Source organism: Candidatus Omnitrophota bacterium (assembly GCA_041650805.1).
GTDB lineage: Bacteria > Omnitrophota > Gorgyraeia > 2-01-FULL-45-10 > 2-01-FULL-45-10 > JBAZKM01.
In genome coordinates this window covers 116,033-136,634 of the sequence record JBAZKM010000005.1, presented here as the reverse complement: position 1 = coordinate 136,634, position 20,602 = coordinate 116,033, and the positions used below count along the sequence as shown (strand labels likewise).

Sequence of the window (20,602 nt, the reverse complement as noted above, 5' to 3'; positions counted from 1 at the left end):
TCCCTCCGCTCATCGCATCGGGTGCTTCTCGAAAAATTGCCACATCAGTTCCGACGCGTTTATATCCCTGTTTATGGGCCCGAGCGTCGTCTCTTCCTTTTCGCTGGAATAATCCCCGCCCGGCCAGCTGTGCCCCCCGTCTTCAATCTTGACCAACACCACCTCTGTCCCCTCCCTGCCCGGGCCGTATTCCGTGAAGGTGGCCCGCCCTTTACGCCATTCTTTGGCCGGCGCGGCCGGGCACCCGTTATTGGAGACCCAGAAATCTATGCACTCCTGCACCGGCATGTGGTCATACTGGGTCGTTGCAACGTCCTGGGCGCCCTTCCCTCCCCCGAAAGGCACATTGCGGTCCTTCAGGCCGTGGAAATGCATGACAGAGACCGGCCTGCCGGGCGTGCGGTCGTTCCGCAGCGTCATCGGCGCGGCGTTGGGCGCTATGGCGGCGATGCGGTCCGAGAGCTTACAGGCGATGAGATATGTGAGCTGCGAGCCGTTAGAATAGCCGGTCGCGAAGACGCGCTTAGGGTCGACATTGAAAAAGGTCGAGACGTCATCGAGCAGGGCCCGAACGAACGCAACATCATCCACATTGTTCTGCCAGGCCCAACCGCAGCACCCCGAAGCGTTGAAGGTCAGGGCGAACTTCTTGAGAAGGCCCGTGCCCGCCGGATATACGACTATGAAGTCATTCCTGTCGGCGACCCGGTCCATATCCGTCTGCCACCTGATCGCGGTGGGGTTCCCCCCGCCGCCGTGGAAGACGAGGACGACCGGCGTGGCGCGGTCCCTGGAATAACTGCGCGGCACATGGACCTCGTAAAAACGGTCAAGGCCTCCGGCCTTTAGGCGCCTGACATAATTCCCGGCGCCGTACGGCGATATCGAGCCCTGGGCGGATGCGCCTTTAAGCTCCTTGATGGGTACGAGCGGGATGCCGGTCTTCAGGCGGTATTCCGGACGCCTCATACGGAAGGCAAACCCGGAGGACGTCAGGGTGACCGACAAGAGGGCTGCCATCAAGACCAGATATTTTTTCTTCACGCGTTTTATATCCTGTCCGTAGTGCGTTTCCTGAATATCTCGATCATTATCGCCTTTACGAACCGTTGATATACGATCTCGTAGCTGGCCTCTTTGGGCATCGACTTCTGCGTCTGGGTCGCCTTTACCCTGTCACTCCACAGGACCCTGTTGTGTTTCGTCGAGATGAGCTCCGACTGTACGTGTATACGGGCATAGTCCTCGACCATCGCCGCATCCATCGCCGCGGCCCCTGCCCCCCATACCTGGTCTATGGGGTCGTTTTCCGTCCACACGTATTCCGTCACGTCGCCTCTCAGGATAAGGTCGGCCTCGGAGGCCGCAGGGACCACTATGAAATTATGAGATTTTCGCGATGCGAACGCTTCTTCGATCAGTTTCTTCAGCATATTCGCGTCGACCTTCTCGTCACCCGAGGAGTTCTTTATCTCGACACATATCTTAACTGTCGGGTTCTCCTTAAGAAAATCCTGGAACTCCGCCGTGGCGGCGGACGCCGGCAAGGCGGTACAAAAGAGCGCTGCTGATACGACTGCTGCGGCTACAAAAGTCCTGACCATATATCCTCCTTTTTATGCTGACCTCTTCTCCGGAATATCCTACCGCGCCTTCCGCCGCCTGGCGGCCGGCCTCTTCTTCTCGGCGGGCCTCCTCTTTGCAGCACCATGCGGTTTATCGAAATGTGCCGCTTGCGGAACGGCCGGCCCCGAGGGCCTGACGTCGGGCCTCCCTTTGAACGGGCCGCCGGCCTTACGCTTCGAAAAACATTCCTTGCAATATACCGGGCGTTCGCCGCTGGGCCTGAAAGGGACTTCACATTCTTTTTTACAGTCGGCGCAGATCGCCTTATGCATCACCCTTTCCCTGTAATTATTATCCTGCCTTCTTTCGCCGTGGCCGTACGTCTGGCCGGGTTGCTGGAAAGGTTTCGGGAAAGGCTTCGTCTCGCCCTGGCCCTGTGAAGACCTGCTGATCAGGGTATCTATCTTCCTGTCGAGGACGACCAGTTGCTGTAATACCCTGTTGATCAAACCTGCCATGTCGGGATCGATGCGCGGCGGCTCCGAAAGGCCCTTATCTTTAGAACGCTTTTTCATACTTCTCCTTTTTTTGATTTTGCAATAGTATACGGCAGGCAAAATCACTCCCGCATCCTCCGTTTTATGTCCCTCGCCTAAACGCTTGAAAATCTGTGGCGGCGTCGGAACCAAAGGTTTTCAAAACTGGCGGAGAGACTGGGATTCGAACCCAGGTACCCCGCAAGGGGTAACACGCTTTCGAGGCGTGCGCTTTCAACCACTCAGCCATCTCTCCGGCAAAGCAGCTAACGTATTATACCAAATTTCCCTATATTTATCTCAAGAATTGTTATATATACCCGGGACGGTTCAATCGGCGCCAAGCTCTATCCTGCCGCTGAAATATTCATATCTCCCGGGCGGCGTCTTTCCCTTCACGTCCCTGTGGCACCCCAATGTCCTGGCCCCGAACACCTCGTCCGTATTATGGATGGCGCCGAAACTGCCGCCCTGCCCGGAAGAATAATCTAAAGTGACAGCAGGAAGAGGATGGCCGGCGCTGCCGGGCCTTACGGCAGTTATCTTATGCCCCGGCGGATCACCTTTATAAAAGGACTCCCACTCCTCCCCTCTTCTCCTGAAGAGATCGGAAAATCTCCCGCGCCTCTTATCCCCGGCTCTCCATTCCTTATACCCCGGCGATAACATGATATTTGCCTCTTCACGCTCTATATCCGCCTCTTCGCTCAACTCCATACCGACCTTCCAGCCGATGGCGCGGCCCGGCAACAACTCTATCTCCCAATCCTGCGAAATGGGAGCGTCAATCCATTCGCCGCGGCCTGCCAGCTTATACTCGCCGGTCCTCCTGATATCCCACACGGCCTTTTGGGAATCCTGCCAGGCGCCGTTCAGGAAGATAGAAGTATATAACCCGAACCCGCTCGTCACCTCTTTACCGCTGTAAAATATCCTCCCCTGGCCCTGGTCGAAGGAGAGCTCAATGCCATCCCTGCGTATCGTAAGGCCTCTTCTCCTCTCTTCCATAACGGCCTTAGCCTCGATCAGGCGGCCTTCTATGCTCTCTTCATCGGCGATCATTATCTCCCCGGTAAATATATTGAAGGATCCGCGCGGGGCCTGCGTATCTCCGGCGGCAGGGGTGCCGTAAAAACAGATATTCTTGACCCAATTGCTGTAATTTATCGCCGAAACGCTGTTGGTATCGCCTTTTTTCCCATATGCCAGGATGGCCGGCAGGTCTTTGCCGGCCGACATCTTTGCGCCGATACAGCCGCTGGCAGAGACCCGCAGCAGGGCATCCTCCTGCCCTCCTTTATATTCAAATCCTCCCTCTTCATCTGCGCTGAACCATCTGTCGTATCTTATCGATAAAGGGATGACTACGTGCCACCTTTTGACCGGCGGATCATCAGCCCCTTCTACGCGCACCGTCCATAGCACCTCGCCCTCATCCGGCAAAAGTTCGATCTCCCAGGTTTCGATAAAATCAATACCCGGCCACGCGCACCTTGCCGATATCTTTTTATCACTTATGATCGGCGCCTGCCAGGCCGCCTGCGTCGACACATAATACCGTCCGGCCGCTTCCAGCATGCTGTATGCGCCGCCGGAAGAGGTCAGCTCAATATTATTATAATAGACCTTCATTCTCCCGTTAAAGAGAAACACACTCAGAGATCCGTTGTCGGGACCCCACCTTTCCGCAAGCAGGGTCATGGCCCCGTCGTACGTACCGTCCCGCGGAGCCCCTTCCGGGCTCTCGCGCCTGGTCAATAAGTATATATAAGAGAAAGGCGAGTCCGGGTTCTCTATACGCACCGTCTTCTTCGTTTCGAATGACGCCCTGAGAGACCGCAGGACGTGCATATATACCTTTGAGTCGTTGGCGCCTATCCCTTTTGTCCGGTCGAGTCTCTGTCTCCTGAATATCTCATCCAGGCCTTCTTTACCCGGCCACACCTTACCGCTGTAATTTATCACAAGGGCGTCGAATCCCGGGGCGGCCCAGAAGAAGTCCTCCGGGTCCGCAGACAATGCGGTTATCCCGGCCTCCGGGACCATGCCGCCCTTTAATAAAAGATAACACACAAGGTTATAGATAGGGGGTTGAGGGTCTATCACCCCGAGAGATAACTCCTTCTTTTCAAGAAACATCTTCTCCAGGTAAGGCACAAAATCCTTTTCTATCGCCTCCCCCATCCTCACATAAACATTATCCGGATCATCCCCTATGTATTTCCACATATTCTGGGCCATGATGGGATGGCTAACCGGTATGCGGTCTAATATCTTTTCTGTGCTTCCGTATCCTACCCTGTCGATATAGAAAAACTGGAATATACCCCCCGCGCACACCGCGCAGACCAGAAAGTACCGGAACGCTTTTGAGGGTATGGCCGCTATGCCGGATGCCGTTACGAGCGCCAGTGCCGGCAAGGCCGGCATCATGTAATGGGTCCACTTGGTCTCTATCAGGGTGAGGATGACATACGGGAACAGGATCCATGCCGCCATTACGCCTCGGTACCTCCCTTTAACTGCAAAAAACGGCAGGGCCGCTAAAAATACAAAAAATAAAAATGGGGAGACCTGGTAAATTATGCTTCTTAAATAAAAAAACAGGCCCTCCGCCGAGTTCCATGGGAATGCTATCGTATTCATGCTCAGGCCCGCCTCCCAAAACCGGCTCATGGCCCTATGGATGTGGGGAATGTAAACCGGTGAGGATACGACCGCTGAGATCACCAGCGTATGGATCACGTTCCGGACGTTCTTCTTTTTTTTTGATAACAATACTGCAAGGGCCGGCCCTGCGGCAAAGATCGCGAACGTCTGTTTGGTGAGCATCCCGAGGCCGAGTGATACCCCTAATAAAAGCGAGAACGCCCTCCGGTCAAAAAGATCGGAATAGACAAGTAAACAGACGCTCATAGAGACCATGGCAGTAAGAGAAAATTCCAGCATAAAATATCTCGACATGGCAAGGGTCATGGGAAAGGCCGTCATGATAAAAGCGGCCAGGAGTCCCGTCTTCGCGTCCCGCATCTTTTTGCCTGTAAAATAGACGGAAAATAGCATTATGAAGATATACGGGATATTCGCGGATACGGCTACGCGTTTCGACAGGCCCAGGAATGCATGCAATACGGCCCCGGTGAGCGGGAAGAGCGGCGGATAATTGTCACTCGAATCCACGATCCGTTCCAGGATGTCCGCGGAAGGGGTCCTCAGGATGGAGCAACACTTTAAAGCGCTTATGAGATGACGGGCCTCGTCCGGGCTCACCGGAAGACGGGACGAAGCGGGCTGCGGATAATAAGCATATATGCTGAAGGAGACCCCCAGCAAAACAAGTATAATGATATACCTGTGCTTCATGCCTCTTTGCGCCATTTGTGGAACGTATGTCTTGACCTGACGGGAGAGAGACCGAGTTTTTGCCATATTCTTACCGGCTCATAATTATTTATCTGGGTATCGAACTCAAATATGTCATACCATTGGGATATGACGCTGTTTTCGATCGATCTCTGGATCAGGGCGAGATACGCCCCTTTCGCCGAAGGGACGACCGCGGAAAGCGCGCTCCCGAATATCTTTATCCCGCAGAGTTTCTCCAGTTCTTCATTCTTTCTCCCCGTCCCGAAACCCACTATTCTTTTGCCCGATTCCGCCACAAGGGTACCGCACCGTTCCTTGTCGGCATAATTATTTCTGACCCATTTTTTGTACAGTTTATGGGCACCTTCTTCGGACAGATGCTTATCCTGATAATATCTGGTATCCAGAAAACTATTCTCGATCAATCTTTCCAGGGTTTCAATATCCTTCTCTTCGCAGGGCCTTATGCTGTAAAGTGTTTTCAGGGCCGGAAAACGGTCCCTCTTTTTGTCAAAGATATATGTAACGAGAGTGTCCGTTATGTAAAATTTGTTCTTTTCCAGCACATGTATAGTCGAAAAATCCGACGTATCGACCCTGCAGGAGATGTGGCATATGCCTTCGTCTTCGCATACACCGCTGAGGCCGGATATGAGACCGTCTTTGATCCTGAACTCGGAGTCGCGGTCACCGATGGCGATCAGGCATCCTATCTTCGCCATCTTGAAGCCGAAACATTCCGAATCAAGCGGCAGTCCTGCCAGAGAGACGATGCCCACCGCCTTTCCTCTGTCAAAGGCGACCAGCGTGCGGACCGCGTCTTCCGCCGCCATGCGCCGAATCCGGTCCGCAAAGCACCTGTCCCTCCATTCCTTTTTGAATGACCGGTAGCGCCGGTAGTCGTTAAAAGGATAGTTGAGCAGAAGCGGCTCTATAACGGATATGTCTTTTTTGTCAAGATGCTCTATTTTCATGTGTCCCCGGGCGGGAACCCCTTTTCCGGTGGATACCGATGATCTCTTTTATATTTTCGGCTACGCAGGAGACGTCATCTTCCGTCATTGCCGGATAAAGGGGAAGCGACAGCGTCCTATCTGAGATATATTCGGCTACCGGAAAGGCGTTCCGGCTGAATTTATACCGGTCTCTGTAAAGACGCTGCAGGTGCAAAGCGCGGTAATGGACCCCTGCGCCTATCTTTCTCCTGAAGAGGATATTCAATATGCCGTCGCGGCCTATCGAGAGGTCTTCGGATCTCGTTATTACCGCATAAAGGTGGTGAGAATGCTCCACCCCTTCTCTCGTGACAGGCGTAATGATCTCCGGGACCGTGCTTAACATTTCATTGTAAATCCGGAAATACTTTTTCCGGAGGGCGAGCAACTTTTTTATCTTCCGGAGCTGGGCCAGACCTAAGGCCGCCTGAAGGTCGCACATATTATATTTATAGCCGGGTAGAATGGCCTCCCAGTGCTCATATCCCCTCTTCGTCTTCCTTTCCCCCGCGTCCATACTTATACCGTGCCTGCTCAATAACCTTATCTTCGCGGCCAGCTGCCCGTCATCTGTAGTAACCATCCCGCCTTCGCCGGTGGTTATATTCTTTGTCGCATAAAAACTGAAACACGCGAGGTCGCCCATGCTGCCGATCTTTTTGCCGCGATAGCTGGAACCGAGCGCATGTGACGCGTCTTCTATCACAAATAGGCCGCGCCTCCTAGCTATGGCCGTTATCTTATCCATTTCACACGGATGGCCGGCAAAATGGACCACTATCACCGCCTTCGTCCTTTTGGTTATCGTCGGCTCTATGCGCTCCGGGTCGATATTAAAAGTGTCCTTTTCCACATCTGCGAATACGGGCGTAGCGCCCTGGTGTATTATCGCGTTCGCGGTCGCCGGGAAGGTCATCGGTGTCGTGATGACCTCATCACCTTCTCCGATCCCGAGGGCGGCGAGTGAAAGGTGGAGTCCTGCCGTACAGGAGTTGACACCCACCGCATGGCGGCTCCTGACGTACCGCCTGAAGGCGTCCTCGAACTCTTCGGTGCGCGGGCCTCTCCCGAGCCATCCCGAGCGCAGCACCGCGATGATCTCTTTTTCTTCGTCTTTACCCAGGGCGGGTTTATAGAAAGGGAGAAATCTCTTCCTCCTAGGGGCTTTATGGAATGCCATTCTTATCCGCCGGGAGAGAAGATCATTTTTTGTTCTTCAGTTTATAATATATCCTCTCGGCCTTCTCGACGTCGGGGTCGTAACTGAAGTCGCTGAATATCTTCTCTCTCACTCCCTTGGTGGCCTTATCTATGAAGTTATTGAAATGCCATTGCTCTATCTGTTTATTGAGGCGTTCCTGGTCCTTCTCGTCACCGCTGTACGCTATCCCTTCGACGCTCATCCCCACAAACCTCTTCTTCGTGCTGATATCGGACTGGTACATCCATATCTTACCGGTAGCGGTATCGATAAGGAACGGCACCATCTCGTTGCCGACCTTGATCTCCTGGAGCCGGTATCTGCCGTAGTCGCTGTCGGGCGGGCCGCTCTCCTCGCAGTAGGCATAAGAGGCGATGAAGATCAATGCAGCGGCGATCAACGGGATATATATTTTATTCATACCATCCTCCGCGTTGGCTCAAAAAGCCCAATTTACAAGGACCATGAACTCCATCGGCTCTTTATTGCCGTTGTAGTTACCGAGACCTATCTGAAGACCGTCCAGTGATCTCGTGTAGTTAACGAGCCCGAGCTGGAACCCGTGCATCTCTTCGGCGTAATTGACGAACCCTCCCTGGAAACCGCGGAACGACCCCGCGTTGTAATTCACTATGCCCAGGTCTATCCCGGCGGACCCGCCCTTGGAGACGTTCAGAAGGCCGGCCTGTACACCGTGCATAAAACCCTCCGTCCAGTTAACAAGGCCCCACTGCAGACCGGTAAGGTCTCCTTCGGTGATATTCGCCATGCCGTATTGCAGGCCGACAAAGCGCGGGCCCGCATGGTTGACGATACCGAACTGTCCGCCGTAGGCAGAACCCTCGGCCCAGTTCCCTAGGCCCAGCTCTACGCCCCGGACATCCCCGGTAGCCCTGTTGAGACCGAGCCAAACGATACTCAGACCGGTGACGTCTTTATTGACGGTGTAAAACAGGCTGAGGCGGAGACCTCCGACGGAATCTTCCTCCGGGACGAGCTGGACAGGAGCGAACACCGCCAGCTGAACGGGCTTCGTCTCCTCAGCTCCGGCGGACTGCCCCATCATTATCGAACCTAACAGGACCAGGAACAGTAACTTTTTTACCATAACCCCCTCCTTTTCCGTTGTGATCAACCGCTTCTGCCGATCTTATTTATGCCTCTTCCGCTGGGATTGATGTTTCCTCCGGACCTTATCGAAGACTTCTTTATTGATCGCCTCCCGGTCGACCGGCTTACCTGCGGCCTTAAGATTTCTGACCATAACCTGTACCATCTTCCGCTTGATCTTCTTCTGTTCCGTTACGCTGGTCTTCCTCTTGCTGAATCCGCACCAATCCTTGTAAATTCCCATCACAACACTCCTCTCTGTAGTTTACTTCGCAACACTGGCGGAGGAGGTAGGTCTACTTCGCAATCAACTTGATCACTACCCAGTGCTTCGTAGGACCTACCACGAAACCATTCTTCTTCGCCAATTCCTTCGAAGCTCGAGAATGAAAATTCTCGAGCGAAGAAGAATGGCGGAGGAGGTAGGATTCGAACCCACGGTCCACTTACGTGGACAACGGTTTTCAAGACCGCCGCATTCAACCGCTCTGCCACTCCTCCGTAAAACCCTAAAAGAACAGCTGTTTCACGACCGCAGCATATATATACTTCGAAACGACCCAGGTGTCCAGAAAAAATTTCTTTATGCCGAATGACGGAAATACCATACTGAATATGACCGATATCACTATTACATTCAGTATATAAACGAGCACTATGGAGAAGAAATATCCGGATTTTATTATATCGGGCTGGCGTATCTTCATGACCTCTATCGTCAGCACTATATGGAAAGCCAGCGCAAACCCTATCAGGAAGACGAACGTCGAGCCGTTGATATTATACGATGAAACTATCAGGAAATATACCACCGTGAAGAGGATGGCGTATACGGGGACGAAGTAGGGGCTGAGCTCTATTATGATATTCGATTTATCCGTAGTTACGCTTCCCCCTTCATCGGATACCTTGAACGACTTTATCTTCCCCCCGAAAAGCCACGCCACTCCGGCATGAACGGCCTCGTGGCCCAGCACATAGAGATAGGTGGGCTTATAGAACAATATGTGGAGTACGACGTATGCCGATATCCCGTATAAAAAATAGTTCAGGGACCTTGCAAGCTCTTTTATGAGCAGGATATTATTATAGAACGCCATAGTGACACCGACGGCGGCCGGCACTATAAGCACCCCGATGACGAATTTTATAAGGATCTTTACCATATCTTACGGTCTTATCTCTTCGAGTCCGTCCATGTACGGGATGAGCGCCTTAGGTATCCTTACGCTCCCGTCCTTATTCTGGTAATTCTCCAGTATCGCGACCACGAGCCGCGCAAGCGCAACGCCGGAACCGTTCAGCGTGTGGACGTATACGGGCTTTGAGCTTTGGGCCTTGAGCTTTGGGCTGAACCTTATATTCGCGCGGCGCGCCTGGAAATCGGTGAAGCAGGAACAGCTCGATACCTCCAGATACGCATCGGTCCCCGGGGCATACAGCTCGATATCGTAACACTTGGCGGCGGCGAACGATATATCGCCGGTGGCCAGCAGGACAACCCTGTAGGGGAGTTCCAGCAGCTGCAGGACATCCTCGGCGTCCTTTAAGAGCTTCTCCAGTTCGTCGAATGAGGTCTCCGGTTTTACGAACTTCACAAGCTCGACCTTATCGAACTGGTGGACCCTTATGAGCCCTTTCGTCTCCTTGCCGTAGGAACCGGCCTCGCGCCTGAAACAGGCGGTGTATGCCGTATAACATATCGGAAGGCGGCCCTCGTCAAGTACCTCGCTTGAGTGGATATTGGTAACGGGCACCTCCGCTGTCGGTATGAGGAAGAGGTCGTCATCCTTGAGGCGGTACATATCTTCTTCGAGTTTCGGGAGCTGGCCGGTGCCGGTCATGCTCCTGCGGTTGACAAGGAACGGAGGAAAGACCTCCTTATATCCGTGTTTCTTTGTATGGAGGTCGAGCATGAAATTTATCAGGGCCCTCTCAAGCCGGGCGCCCAAACCCATAAATAGGACAAAATTCGAAGCGGTGATCTTTGAGGCGGTCCCGAAGCTTATTATACCCAATAGCTCCGCGATCTCAACGTGATTTCGCGGATTGAAGTCAAAAACGGGGTTTTTACCCCAAGAACGGACTATCTTATTGGCTTCAGGTCCACCTATTGGCACCGATTTATCGGGTATATTTGGGATTGTATATATAAAATTGGCTATTTTTTGGTCTATTTCCTCCACTTTTTTATCAAATTCTGCTATTTTTTGGGAAACACCCTTCATTTTAGCTATTATCTCTTTAGGGTTCTTTTTTGCCTTCATTAGGGCCGTTATTTCATCATTTGCCTTATTCCTCTCCGCCTTGAGCCCTTCGGCCTCTACCAGGACCTTCCTGCGTTCTTCGTCCGATCTCAGCAATTCATCCACGTCGATCCTGAGGTTCCTGTTCTTCAGGGCCTCCTTGACCGCGTCCCTATTCTCTCTTATGAATTTTATATCCAGCATATATAGACCCCTATCCTTTTATGACCCCGAGCGGACGCATGCGGCATACCCGTTTAGATATTCCCGCGCCATCCACCACGCCTACGACTTCATTGACATCCTTATACGCCTCCGGCGCCTCTTCGGCAAGCGTATCCCTGGAGCTCGACATGACCATTATACCCTTTGTTTCGAGTTCGCGCGATATAGATCTGCCGCGGCATGCGCTGATCGCAGCCGAGCGCGACATAAGCCGGCCCGCTCCGTGGCACGTAGAGTAGAAGGTCTCTTTCGCCCCTTCGGTCCCGGTCAGGAGATACGAATTCCTGCCCATGTCCCCCGGGATTATCACCGGCTGCCCCGTCTTCCTGTATCTTGCGGGGAGCTCCGGGTGTCCCGGCGGGAATGCCCTAGTAGCCCCTTTCCTGTGGACACAGAGCGTCTTTTCCTTACCGTCTACGGTGTGCCTTTCGACCTTCGCTATATTGTGTGCGACGTCATAGACGAGGTCCATACCCAGGTCTTTCGGCCCCATGTTGAATACCTTCTCGAATGCCGACCTTGTAAGGTGCATCAGGCATTGCCTGTTGGCCCACGCGTAATTCGCGGCGCACTTCATCGCGCCGAGGTATGCCTTTCCCTCCGGGGAATTTACAGGGGCCGAGGCCAGCTGCCTGTCGGGGACGTTGATACCGTATTTAGAAAGGCACTGTATCATATCTTTCGAATACTCGTCGCATATCTGGTATCCGAGGCCGCGGGATCCGGAGTGTATCATTATCGTGACCTGCCCTGCCTCAAGGCCGAAGATATCCGCGGTCTCTTTTTCATATATCTCATCTATGGCCTGGACTTCGATAAAGTGGTTGCCGGAGCCGAGTGTGCCGGACTGGTTCTTGCCGCGTTCATACGCGCGGGCGGATACCGCGTCGGGGTCGGCGCCCTTTATCGCCCCGTGGTCCTCGGTATACTCCAGGTCCTCCTGGCGCCCGTACCCGTGATCGACCACCCACCTTGCCCCGTCGACGAGAAGCTTCCGCTCTTCGGCGCCGCTTATCCTGATATCACCCTTCGATCCTACGCCCGCGGGGATATCGTTGTACAGGGCATAGACGAGGTCCTTAAGCTTCGGTCTGACATCGCCCTCTTTTAAGTTCGTCTTTATAAGCCGTACGCCGCAGTTGATGTCGAAGCCGACACCCCCGGGCGAGACCACACCGCCGGAGTCGATATCCGTAGCCGCGACGCCGCCTATAGGAAAGCCGTAGCCCCAGTGTATATCCGGCATCGCCAGCGAATGTTTGACGATACCGGGGAGGAAGGCCACGTTAGCCACCTGCTCCGGGGCACGGTCCGAGCGTATATCCTTCACCATCTCTTCGTCGGCGTAGATGACGCCGTCAACGCGCATGCCGGCCTTGTAGCCTTTGGGAATGCGCCACCTGAAGGCGTCGATCCTCTCCAGTTCGCCCTGCCACATGCTCATCCCGATGCCCTTATATGTCAAATACGATCTCGACCTTATACCCCGAGTCCGTCTTCTCTATCTTAAGGCCGTGATATGTCGCGGCCTTTATCTCTGTCTTGAGGCGGTTCCTGTTCTCGCCGACCGGCCGTCCGGATGCCGTGGCCTTTATGCAGCCGTCTGTCAGTTCTTTGACCTCAAATCGCGAAAATATGATCGACTTCGTATAAAAATTGTAGAGAAGCTCGTCGAGCCAGACGACCAGAAGCTGTTCATGGTCCGGGGCGTCCAAAGTGAAATTCTTGGTGATGGGCGCATCGATGCCCTGAAGGTCCGCTATTATATCGAACATCGCGAAGGCGGCGTTCTCGAAGAGCTCTTTCATGTCTTTACCGTAGACGCGCACTCCGATGTCCGCCGTATGCGGGAATTGTTCGTAACGCTCCATATGATTGGATTTTACCACAAAAGATGTCCTTAAGCAATGCGCAGGTTACGGCACAGGAAGCGCGCCCGTGAGGGGCCCATTATGGTATGACGAACCAGAAGAGGAGGGCCAGGACGATCCTGTAGACGCCGAAAGAGATGAAGCTGTGGCGTTTTATGAAAAATAAGAGGAACTTGATGCTCATAAGGGCCACCGCAAAGGATACCGCGAACCCTGTCCCCAGCAGGACGAATTCCATGCCCGAAAATGACGGTGCGCTCTTTAAAAGGTCCAGCGCCGTTGCCGCAAGCATCGTCGGAACGGCCAGTAGGAACGAAAATTCGACTATAGCCCTCCTCCTGACACCCAGCATAAGCCCGCCGATTATTGTCGCCGCCGCACGGGAGACACCCGGTATCATAGCCATCGACTGGAATATGCCGATAATGAACGATTGCCCGTATGATATCGAGGATATATCATCCTTATCCCCTTCCTTCTCCCTGTGGACCAATTCAAATATGATCAGGAAGATGCCGCCCAGGAAGAGAGCCCATAGGACCACGCCGCTATTACCCAATAAGAACCTCTTTATAAGTTTATAAAGCGCCAATCCTATGACCGCGGTCGGTACGAACGCCACCACGACCCTCTTCATCACTTCGATATCTGCCAGGAGGCGCCTCCAGTAGAGGCAGACGACCGCCAGTATCGCACCGAGCTGGATGGCGATCTCAAAGCTCTTCAGGAATTCCGTCTGGGGAATCTCCATAAGACGCGAGGCCAGTATGAGATGCCCGGTCGAAGATATGGGAAGGAACTCCGTGATCCCTTCCGCTATCCCCATTATTATCGCCTGTAATATATCCATCTGCGCTCCTTATTGTATGGCGTCCATTTCACCGCACATTTGCCGGGGCTTTCAGCTGTTTCGACCGCGCATACTGGTCAAATGATCTTACTCTTCTGAAGAACCCGTATGTCCCCACCAGCTTGGCTGCCGAGATTATCCACCTGTACCAGAAAAACTCCACAAAGGTCAACCCGACCATATAGACGATATATTTTATCCTAAAAAGGCGCTGGGCGTCCACAAAAGCCAGTATGGAAAGGAGAGAGGTAAAGGCCTGCGATAAGAGCATAAAGAAGAAGAAGGCCAGGAAGACGTTCAGATCCAGGACGCCGGCCGCCCACCCGGCGGCCACCATCACTGTGCCGAATATTTCGGCAAAGACGCCCAGCACCTCATAAAAGACAAAATACGGCATTACCATAAAAGCAAAACCGCCGTATCGCGGGTTGAAGAGCATATATTTGTATCTCCATACCGTCTCGTTGGTCACCCTCTGCCACCGGCTGCGCTGGAGGATGAGAGAGGCGATATTGGCCGGCCCTTCTGTCCACCCCACGTAATACGGCAGCATCACTATCTTATAACCTTTTTCCCTGTTCTTCGCCGCATAGTCGTGGGCCCGGAAAGTCAGCTCTATGTCCTCGCAGGTGAATTCGGCGGAATATCCCCCTATCTCGTACAATATGTCCTTCCGCCATATGCCAAAGCCGCCTGCGATGTTCGGTGTGGAATTATACCTGCTCCAGGCAAGCCGGTTACCGATGAATGAACGGATATATTCAATATTCTGACAGGCGACTATCGGGTTGTAAGAAAAGCTGCGTTCGTCGATCCTGCCGTCTTTTATCTTGAAACCGTTGACGAGCCCGAAGTAACTGCCGATGCCTATTATCCTGTCAGGGTCCTTGTCGACATGCGCCATGACCTTGAGTAAGGTATCCGGCTCGAGTATGGTGTCGGAATCCATAACACATACATAATTGTATTTTGCCATGTTGAGCCCGGCGTTGGCGGCGCCCGCTTTCTTCAAACCGGCATGCTTGTCTATAACGGTAACGTTCGGATATGATTCGCTCTTCAATATCTCCCGGACATGGCCGTCGCGGTAATGCTTTATATATATGGCATCTGACGGCTTGAGTTTAAGCAGGCCGTTCAGTATCTCGAGCGTCCTGTCGGTGGAACCGTCGTTCACTATTATGATCTCGAATTCCGGATAGTTCTGGCCGAGGAGCGACTTCACCGAGTCGGCTATCCATTCCTCTTCGTTGCGGGCCGGCAGGATAAAAGTGACCGGTGCCCTGACGGCGGAAAAATAGAGGAGCGAATAATCCTCCTCCTCGCTTTCGAATGCCCGCTTCTTCCCTTCAAGAGAACCGACCAGCACCAGAAATGCGTAATAGACGGTGAGGATGAGAAAATACCCCAGCGATATAAGAAATACGGCGTAGATGAACCCGGCCATGAACATATATTACGGCTCTCCGATAAGACCTTTTATCTTCTTATCAATGTGATCGGCAAGCCCGGCGTCTATCCCGGACAGTACCTTGATAGCCCCGGAGCGCGTATCCATATCAAAAGTGCCGAGGACTGCCTCAAGGCCTGAATGCATCCCCGACTTCATTATGCCTTCCAATAGATGCATAACCCGGGGCCCGGCCTTGCCTGAGGCGGCATCGCGTAATAATCTTGCCAGGTAGCCGGAGTCCTCGAGCGCAAGGACGGAATATCTCATGGCTATCTCATCTTTTCCGGCGAGAAATTTTTCTATATAAGGTAGGGCGCTCTCTACATGGGTTGTCATTATATCCTTAACAGCGCCGCTCACAGACCACGAGGCGTCGTCGATAAGCCCTATGACCTCGGGTACGGCTTCGCCGCCCATGACCTTTTCCAGGGCCATTACCGCATTCCTCTTAACGAGCCAGCTGGGGTCCTTAAGGGACTCGATGAGCGCGCGGGCACTCTCCCTCAGGCCGGCATTGCCAAGCGATTCACAGGCAGCCGCCCGGACCTCGTCCGTGCCGTCACGAGAAAGCCTTTCCAGTGTATCGGCATATTTTTTTGCGTCAAACCGGGATAATAATTTGGCGGCCCAGAAACGGACGCGCGGATCGCCGTCATAGGTCAGCCTGACGATATCATCCGCTATCTGCGGGGGAAAACCGTCGAGGATGGAAAATATCTTCTTATCGTTCGATGTCCCTTTTCGCAAAAACTCAAGGAGCATCCGCCCGGATCGGACCGTCTTTATCTGGCCGAGAGATATCATCGCAAAGTAGGCCACATACGCGTCTTTACTGTACAGCAGTCCGCCCAGGGTATCCTCGGCCGGTCGCGTCCGGGTATAGCCGAGAGAGATTATGGCTTCGATCCTGCGCCAGAGGTTACCGCGCCGCATGGCGATCCTCTCGAACTTGGCGATGACTTCCGGGGCCATGAAACAGCTTTTTAAAAATTGTTTCTCGGCATCGTTGAAAAAAACGGCGTCCCTGGCCCTGTTCGTCTCCACATCTATGAATTCCTGCGGCGTGACCTTCGATATGAACGGCGGGGGCGAGACGGGCGAAGCGGACCTTCCGGAAAGCACCATCTCATAGATATCATGCTTTATATCCAGGAGCCGCTTCCGGCGCGCGGCCCAGAGGCGGTCTTTGATGAGCGCGGAGAGGAATATGGCTGCGCCTGTCAATATCAGCGCCGCGAACAGCGCGCCGTTGACGGTCCAGACGATATCCGCGTGGTAATCGTACATTTAAAATTTTACCGATGCGGCGAAGTTAATGGCCCGCTTTATGAATTTGGGTTTCTCGGTGCCGTAGGAATAACCGGCCTTTATCTGTATCCCCTTGTAGACCGTGAACTTCAACCCGGTGAACATGATATACCCGTACTCATCGTGCGCCTCGAGGCCGTATATATCATATAGCCTTTCACCAAACGCGATCCCGCAGTACCAGTGCAAGAAATCAGTTAAGGCAAAGTCGCCCTTTACGGTCCCAAAGTTCGCCGTATCGTGGCCTTCCATGCAGGATGCGCCGTAGTCCGCGCTTATATAACTGTCGCCGAAATAATATATGAGCCCGGGATAGATCATGTGGGTATCGTCTGTCCCGTAGGCGCGATAGTTATATCCTATCTGCCAGAAGAGAGAGCTGTAAAGCTTGTGGCCGTATTCCGCGATCGACTGGAATTTATATATGTAATCTACATCCCATCCGAAACCCGCCTCGATGTGAACATATGAGTCCCTGAGGCTGAAATATGAACCGAAGTTCGCGGTATAATCTTTTGAGTCGAACCGCTCCAGCTGAGATACCGACATGTAGCCGTGGACGTTCCCGTGCACATATCCGAACGTGGTATCGAGCTCATTCCAGTGGCCGGTCCTATTCCCCTGGATTATATCGCTCGGCTCATAGAAAGAGTCGACATACCATTCGTCCTTCTTCTCTGCGCGGTCTTCCACGAGTTGAAGGGGCGGGGTGATCTCTCTTATAAGCCGTTCCGTTTCCGCCCGCTCGGCCGGGTAGGCGCATATCGGAAGCATTATCAAAGAGACCGTTAATAATATAAATCCAGCCGCAAAAAAAGATCTAGCCACTTTTACCTTTGACCTTATCGGCTATCTCTATGACACTGGTCATGTTCCTGATCTCTTCGGCCAGGTCCCGCGTCTTGACTATGAAGCCGGAGGCGTTCAATTTACCGGCCGCCTTGAAACGCGTCTCGTTTGAGAACGCGGTTATGATAAAGACCGGCAGGCCCGTGTCTTCCGACCGTATCTCTTTTAGAACGCTCAGGCCGTCCATCTCCGGCATCATGATGTCCAGGAGTACCGCGTCGGGCCTGTCCTTCTTAACCATGCTTATGGCATCCTTACCGTTATTGGCTGTAGCGACCTCGTATCCGTTGGCCTCGAGCCGCATCTTTATCATGTCGACGAAATCGACCTCGTCATCCACTACCAGTATCTTCTTCTTTTTAGTCATGATAATTACCCCCCAGCTTCAGATTATACCGCCAAAAATGACAAACCCCAAGTGAAAAGACCTGGGGTCTCTCTTTGCCCTGACGGGCAGGGCCGATACACGATCTCCGGCCCTAATCGCGGAATAAGAAATTCTTAAAGGCCCAGACATTCTTCCTGTCCAGATACATCTTGGGGTTTTCTTTAAAGAATACCTGGTAATTTTTAAGCGGGGTCCAGTCGGACGGCATCGACACGAATTGCCCGAGGTACGGGCGCGCTATATTGAGGATGTGCTCGTACGGGAGGTCATCCGGCATACAGAGCCCTTTTTGAGGGTTCTCCAGCATCCACATGACCGCCGACACCACCCCGATAGCGACCTGGACCGTAGTCGCATTCTGATGAGGCACAAGCCGCCGGGACTCCTCGATGCTGAGCACGCTCCCGGTCCACCATGAATTATACCTGTGGCCCATGATCAGGGCGCCGAGTATGTCGCTTCCGTCGACGATCTCGTCGTTCATGATCCTCAGGCCCTTCTGGATATCGTAATTCCTGCATCTCAGCTCATGGAGGGAGACTATCGTCTCATTGCACGGCAGGTAAGCATAATGGACCGTGGGACAATAGACGACCTTGCCCTTCTCCTTCACGGTGAGCTGGTCTGATATGCTTATCGCTTCGGCGTGCCGTATCACCATGCCCACTATCTCTTCGGAGGGGACCCACGAACGGACCCATGTATTCATCCCCATCTGGGACAGGAAGATCTTGTTTTTGCTCCGCTCGGGGGGGAAGGTCGAAAATAACGGGATATCTTTTTCGTGGCTCCCCCATCCCATCTCCGCCGGCGATACACCCTCTTCCCTCAGGCCTTCGATGCTCCATGTCCCTACGAATTCATTATTCCTTTTCGGCACGTTAGTGGTCTGAGTATCGTGCTCGCTTATATGTATGGTCTTGATGTTCAGCTCCCTCGCCAGGCAACCGAACATCTTTGCCTTAAGGCACTGCGCTATCTTTCTCCTGATCCTCTTGTGGAGATGATTATTGCGCAATGACCGCTGCGCTATATCTGCTATACCTTTCTTTGTGAAATGGGATATGAGACCCGGATTGGCGCCGTGGTCCAGCACGGCCGTAGTCACCGGCCTCTTCCATCGGGACGCTATCTTACGTATCTCCTTCTGGCGGTAATAGAGCGACTTCTGAAAGGGCGTCTTCTGGTGGATATTGGCATACGGGTCCCACTCCTCTACCGAGGTATTTATATAAAGGACCTTGTTCTCCTGGCACCAGTTGAGCATCTCGACGCAGTCGATATTCCACGACAGGTCTATTATCATGCCGCCGGGAGAGACATGTTTTGAAAGTATCCGGGTTATACTGAACGGGGTGACCTTCTCCTGGAAATACTTTACGCCGCGCCTTATCCAGGGTAAAAGCTCTCTTCTCTTGTCGACAAAATCTATTATCGTGATATTCTTATACGGGATGGAGATATGCTTGAGGAGGATGGGGAAAACACACCTTGCGACTGATCCGTACCCTATTATCAATACTCTATTTTTAAATATGATGGCTCCTTTTATTTCTCATTATACTATAAATTTAGCATATATTCTTCCGGGCGTCAAATCTTCCTTTCGACAAGTCCGGCCTTAAACGACGCCTTCGATATAAGGGCAGGGTTTGTGGTCCTGCAATAACCCGCAGTTTTTCGAGCAGGGCACCATGGTAACCGTAACTTCGCTGTCGGGGACCCCGGAGGCGATATCGCTCTCGATCTTCGATACGATATCGTGGGCCATGGAAAACGGCATGTCCTTTGGCAGGATTATCTTCACCTCTATGAACTTCTTATGGCCCGCGGTGCGCGTCTTCAGGTCTTTGAAATTGCAGTATAGGTCCGCGTGCCGGGCGAGGCGCACCACGGCCTCCATCTTGCCCGGCTCCTCGATAGAGACATCCAGTAAATTCACGAAGGCCTGCCTCGTAAGCTTGAGTGAGGGCAACGAGATCGCGATGCCTACGAGTATGGTAACGGCAGGGTCGATGTACGGCCCTATATGCGCATATGGGCCCGTCGTCAACAGTATGGTGACTATAAAAGCGCACGCGATCGCCGTCGATATGAACCCCTCCAGCATATAGTGGACCCCTTCCGCCCTGACTGCCGGAGATGAACTCTTGCGTGCCAGCTTGAATATGAAAAAGGCCCCTACAAAATTCAGCGTCAGGCTGAGCGAGCTTGAGGCAAATCCTATCCATGGAAAGGTGACGTGGCTCGGATGGAAGAACGTCGCGAACGCCTGGAAGGACATGATGGCGGCTATCCCGATGAGGACTATTCCCTCCATGGCCTCGCATACGTGTTCGACCTTCCCGTAGCCGTAATTATGCAGGAGGTCGGCGGGCCTCACCGATAACTTCAGCGAATTATAAAGGATTATGGAGACCGTAAGCCCTACCACCGTTATCGAGAAATCCGTTGCGATGGCCAGTGAACGGACTACGATGAGCGCCGCGAGCTTAAAGATGAAGAGCGCGACATTGAACCAGAGGCTGATACTTGCAGCCCTCATCATGTACTTCTCTTTTGCGGAGACGGTCTTTGACATCTGCGATATTATACTTCTTTACAGGTCTGTAATCAAGTGACGGGTGAATTTACCGGG

At 53.0% G+C, this 20,602-nt stretch carries 20 protein-coding genes and 2 tRNA genes; all 22 read right to left on the bottom strand.

Annotated features, from left to right (window positions below; genetic code table 11):
• Positions 1-9 precede the first annotated feature (9 nt).
• The 22 genes from WC515_05065 to WC515_04960 all read right to left on the bottom strand — a co-directional run bounded on the left by WC515_05065 (position 10) and on the right by WC515_04960 (position 20,545).
• Positions 10-1,044: a PHB depolymerase family esterase gene (locus tag WC515_05065; GenBank protein ID MFA5146722.1), complete on the bottom strand. Its 1,035-nt coding sequence runs from the start codon at positions 1,042-1,044 to the stop codon at positions 10-12.
• Between the two features lie 5 nt (positions 1,045-1,049).
• Positions 1,050-1,604: a hypothetical protein gene (locus WC515_05060; protein ID MFA5146721.1), complete on the bottom strand. Its 555-nt coding sequence runs from the start codon at positions 1,602-1,604 to the stop codon at positions 1,050-1,052.
• 39 nt (positions 1,605-1,643) lie between these two features.
• Positions 1,644-2,141 carry a CxxC-x17-CxxC domain-containing protein gene (locus tag WC515_05055; GenBank protein ID MFA5146720.1) on the bottom strand — a complete coding sequence of 166 codons (498 nt, stop codon included), beginning with the start codon at positions 2,139-2,141 and terminating at the stop codon, positions 1,644-1,646.
• 127 nt (positions 2,142-2,268) lie between these two features.
• Positions 2,269-2,358, bottom strand: a tRNA-Ser gene (locus WC515_05050).
• A 74-nt stretch (positions 2,359-2,432) separates the two neighbouring features.
• A complete protein-coding gene (locus tag WC515_05045) occupies positions 2,433-5,465 on the bottom strand; it encodes a glycosyltransferase family 39 protein (protein MFA5146719.1) in 3,033 nt (1,010 codons plus the stop codon).
• On the bottom strand, positions 5,462-6,442 hold the full coding sequence (locus WC515_05040; GenBank protein ID MFA5146718.1) for a hypothetical protein: 981 nt from the start codon (positions 6,440-6,442) through the stop codon (positions 5,462-5,464). The genes WC515_05045 and WC515_05040 overlap by 4 nt, the downstream gene beginning before the upstream one ends.
• A complete protein-coding gene (locus WC515_05035) occupies positions 6,423-7,643 on the bottom strand; it encodes a DegT/DnrJ/EryC1/StrS aminotransferase family protein (protein ID MFA5146717.1) in 1,221 nt (406 codons plus the stop codon). Before WC515_05035 ends, WC515_05040 begins: the two co-directional genes overlap by 20 nt.
• A 22-nt stretch (positions 7,644-7,665) precedes the next feature.
• Positions 7,666-8,085 (bottom strand): hypothetical protein, encoded by a 420-nt coding sequence (locus WC515_05030; GenBank protein MFA5146716.1) that lies wholly within the window; start codon positions 8,083-8,085, stop codon positions 7,666-7,668.
• A gap of 18 nt (positions 8,086-8,103) precedes the next feature.
• Positions 8,104-8,772: a hypothetical protein gene (locus WC515_05025; protein ID MFA5146715.1), complete on the bottom strand. Its 669-nt coding sequence runs from the start codon at positions 8,770-8,772 to the stop codon at positions 8,104-8,106.
• A gap of 42 nt (positions 8,773-8,814) precedes the next feature.
• Positions 8,815-9,018, bottom strand: coding sequence for a hypothetical protein (locus WC515_05020; protein ID MFA5146714.1), 204 nt, complete (start codon positions 9,016-9,018; stop codon positions 8,815-8,817).
• Between the two features lie 167 nt (positions 9,019-9,185).
• A tRNA-Ser gene (locus tag WC515_05015) sits at positions 9,186-9,275 on the bottom strand.
• An 8-nt stretch (positions 9,276-9,283) separates the two neighbouring features.
• Entirely contained in the window at positions 9,284-9,940 is a 657-nt protein-coding gene (locus WC515_05010; GenBank protein ID MFA5146713.1) for a hypothetical protein, read from the bottom strand.
• A gap of 3 nt (positions 9,941-9,943) precedes the next feature.
• The gene (gene serS / locus WC515_05005; GenBank protein MFA5146712.1) at positions 9,944-11,224 is read right to left on the bottom strand and encodes a serine--tRNA ligase; all 1,281 of its coding nucleotides are present in this window, start codon (positions 11,222-11,224) and stop codon (positions 9,944-9,946) included.
• A 10-nt stretch (positions 11,225-11,234) separates the two neighbouring features.
• On the bottom strand, positions 11,235-12,689 hold the full coding sequence (locus WC515_05000) for an RtcB family protein (GenBank protein ID MFA5146711.1): 1,455 nt from the start codon (positions 12,687-12,689) through the stop codon (positions 11,235-11,237).
• Positions 12,690-12,699: 10 nt separating this feature from the next.
• Positions 12,700-13,134, bottom strand: coding sequence for an archease (locus tag WC515_04995; GenBank protein ID MFA5146710.1), 435 nt, complete (start codon positions 13,132-13,134; stop codon positions 12,700-12,702).
• Between the two features lie 61 nt (positions 13,135-13,195).
• Positions 13,196-13,966 carry an undecaprenyl-diphosphate phosphatase gene (locus tag WC515_04990; GenBank protein MFA5146709.1) on the bottom strand — a complete coding sequence of 257 codons (771 nt, stop codon included), beginning with the start codon at positions 13,964-13,966 and terminating at the stop codon, positions 13,196-13,198.
• A 28-nt stretch (positions 13,967-13,994) separates the two neighbouring features.
• Positions 13,995-15,419 (bottom strand): glycosyltransferase, encoded by a 1,425-nt coding sequence (locus WC515_04985; protein ID MFA5146708.1) that lies wholly within the window; start codon positions 15,417-15,419, stop codon positions 13,995-13,997.
• Between the two features lie 3 nt (positions 15,420-15,422).
• Complete coding sequence (locus WC515_04980; GenBank protein ID MFA5146707.1) at positions 15,423-16,706, bottom strand: HEAT repeat domain-containing protein; 1,284 nt, start codon at positions 16,704-16,706, stop codon at positions 15,423-15,425.
• The gene (locus WC515_04975; protein ID MFA5146706.1) at positions 16,707-17,501 is read right to left on the bottom strand and encodes a YaiO family outer membrane beta-barrel protein; all 795 of its coding nucleotides are present in this window, start codon (positions 17,499-17,501) and stop codon (positions 16,707-16,709) included.
• Between the two features lie 46 nt (positions 17,502-17,547).
• The gene (locus tag WC515_04970; protein MFA5146705.1) at positions 17,548-17,943 is read right to left on the bottom strand and encodes a response regulator; all 396 of its coding nucleotides are present in this window, start codon (positions 17,941-17,943) and stop codon (positions 17,548-17,550) included.
• A 112-nt stretch (positions 17,944-18,055) separates the two neighbouring features.
• A complete protein-coding gene (locus tag WC515_04965) occupies positions 18,056-19,483 on the bottom strand; it encodes a saccharopine dehydrogenase C-terminal domain-containing protein (GenBank protein MFA5146704.1) in 1,428 nt (475 codons plus the stop codon).
• Positions 19,484-19,585: 102 nt separating this feature from the next.
• Entirely contained in the window at positions 19,586-20,545 is a 960-nt protein-coding gene (locus WC515_04960) for a cation diffusion facilitator family transporter (protein MFA5146703.1), read from the bottom strand.
• Between the last annotated feature and the right edge of the window lie 57 nt (positions 20,546-20,602).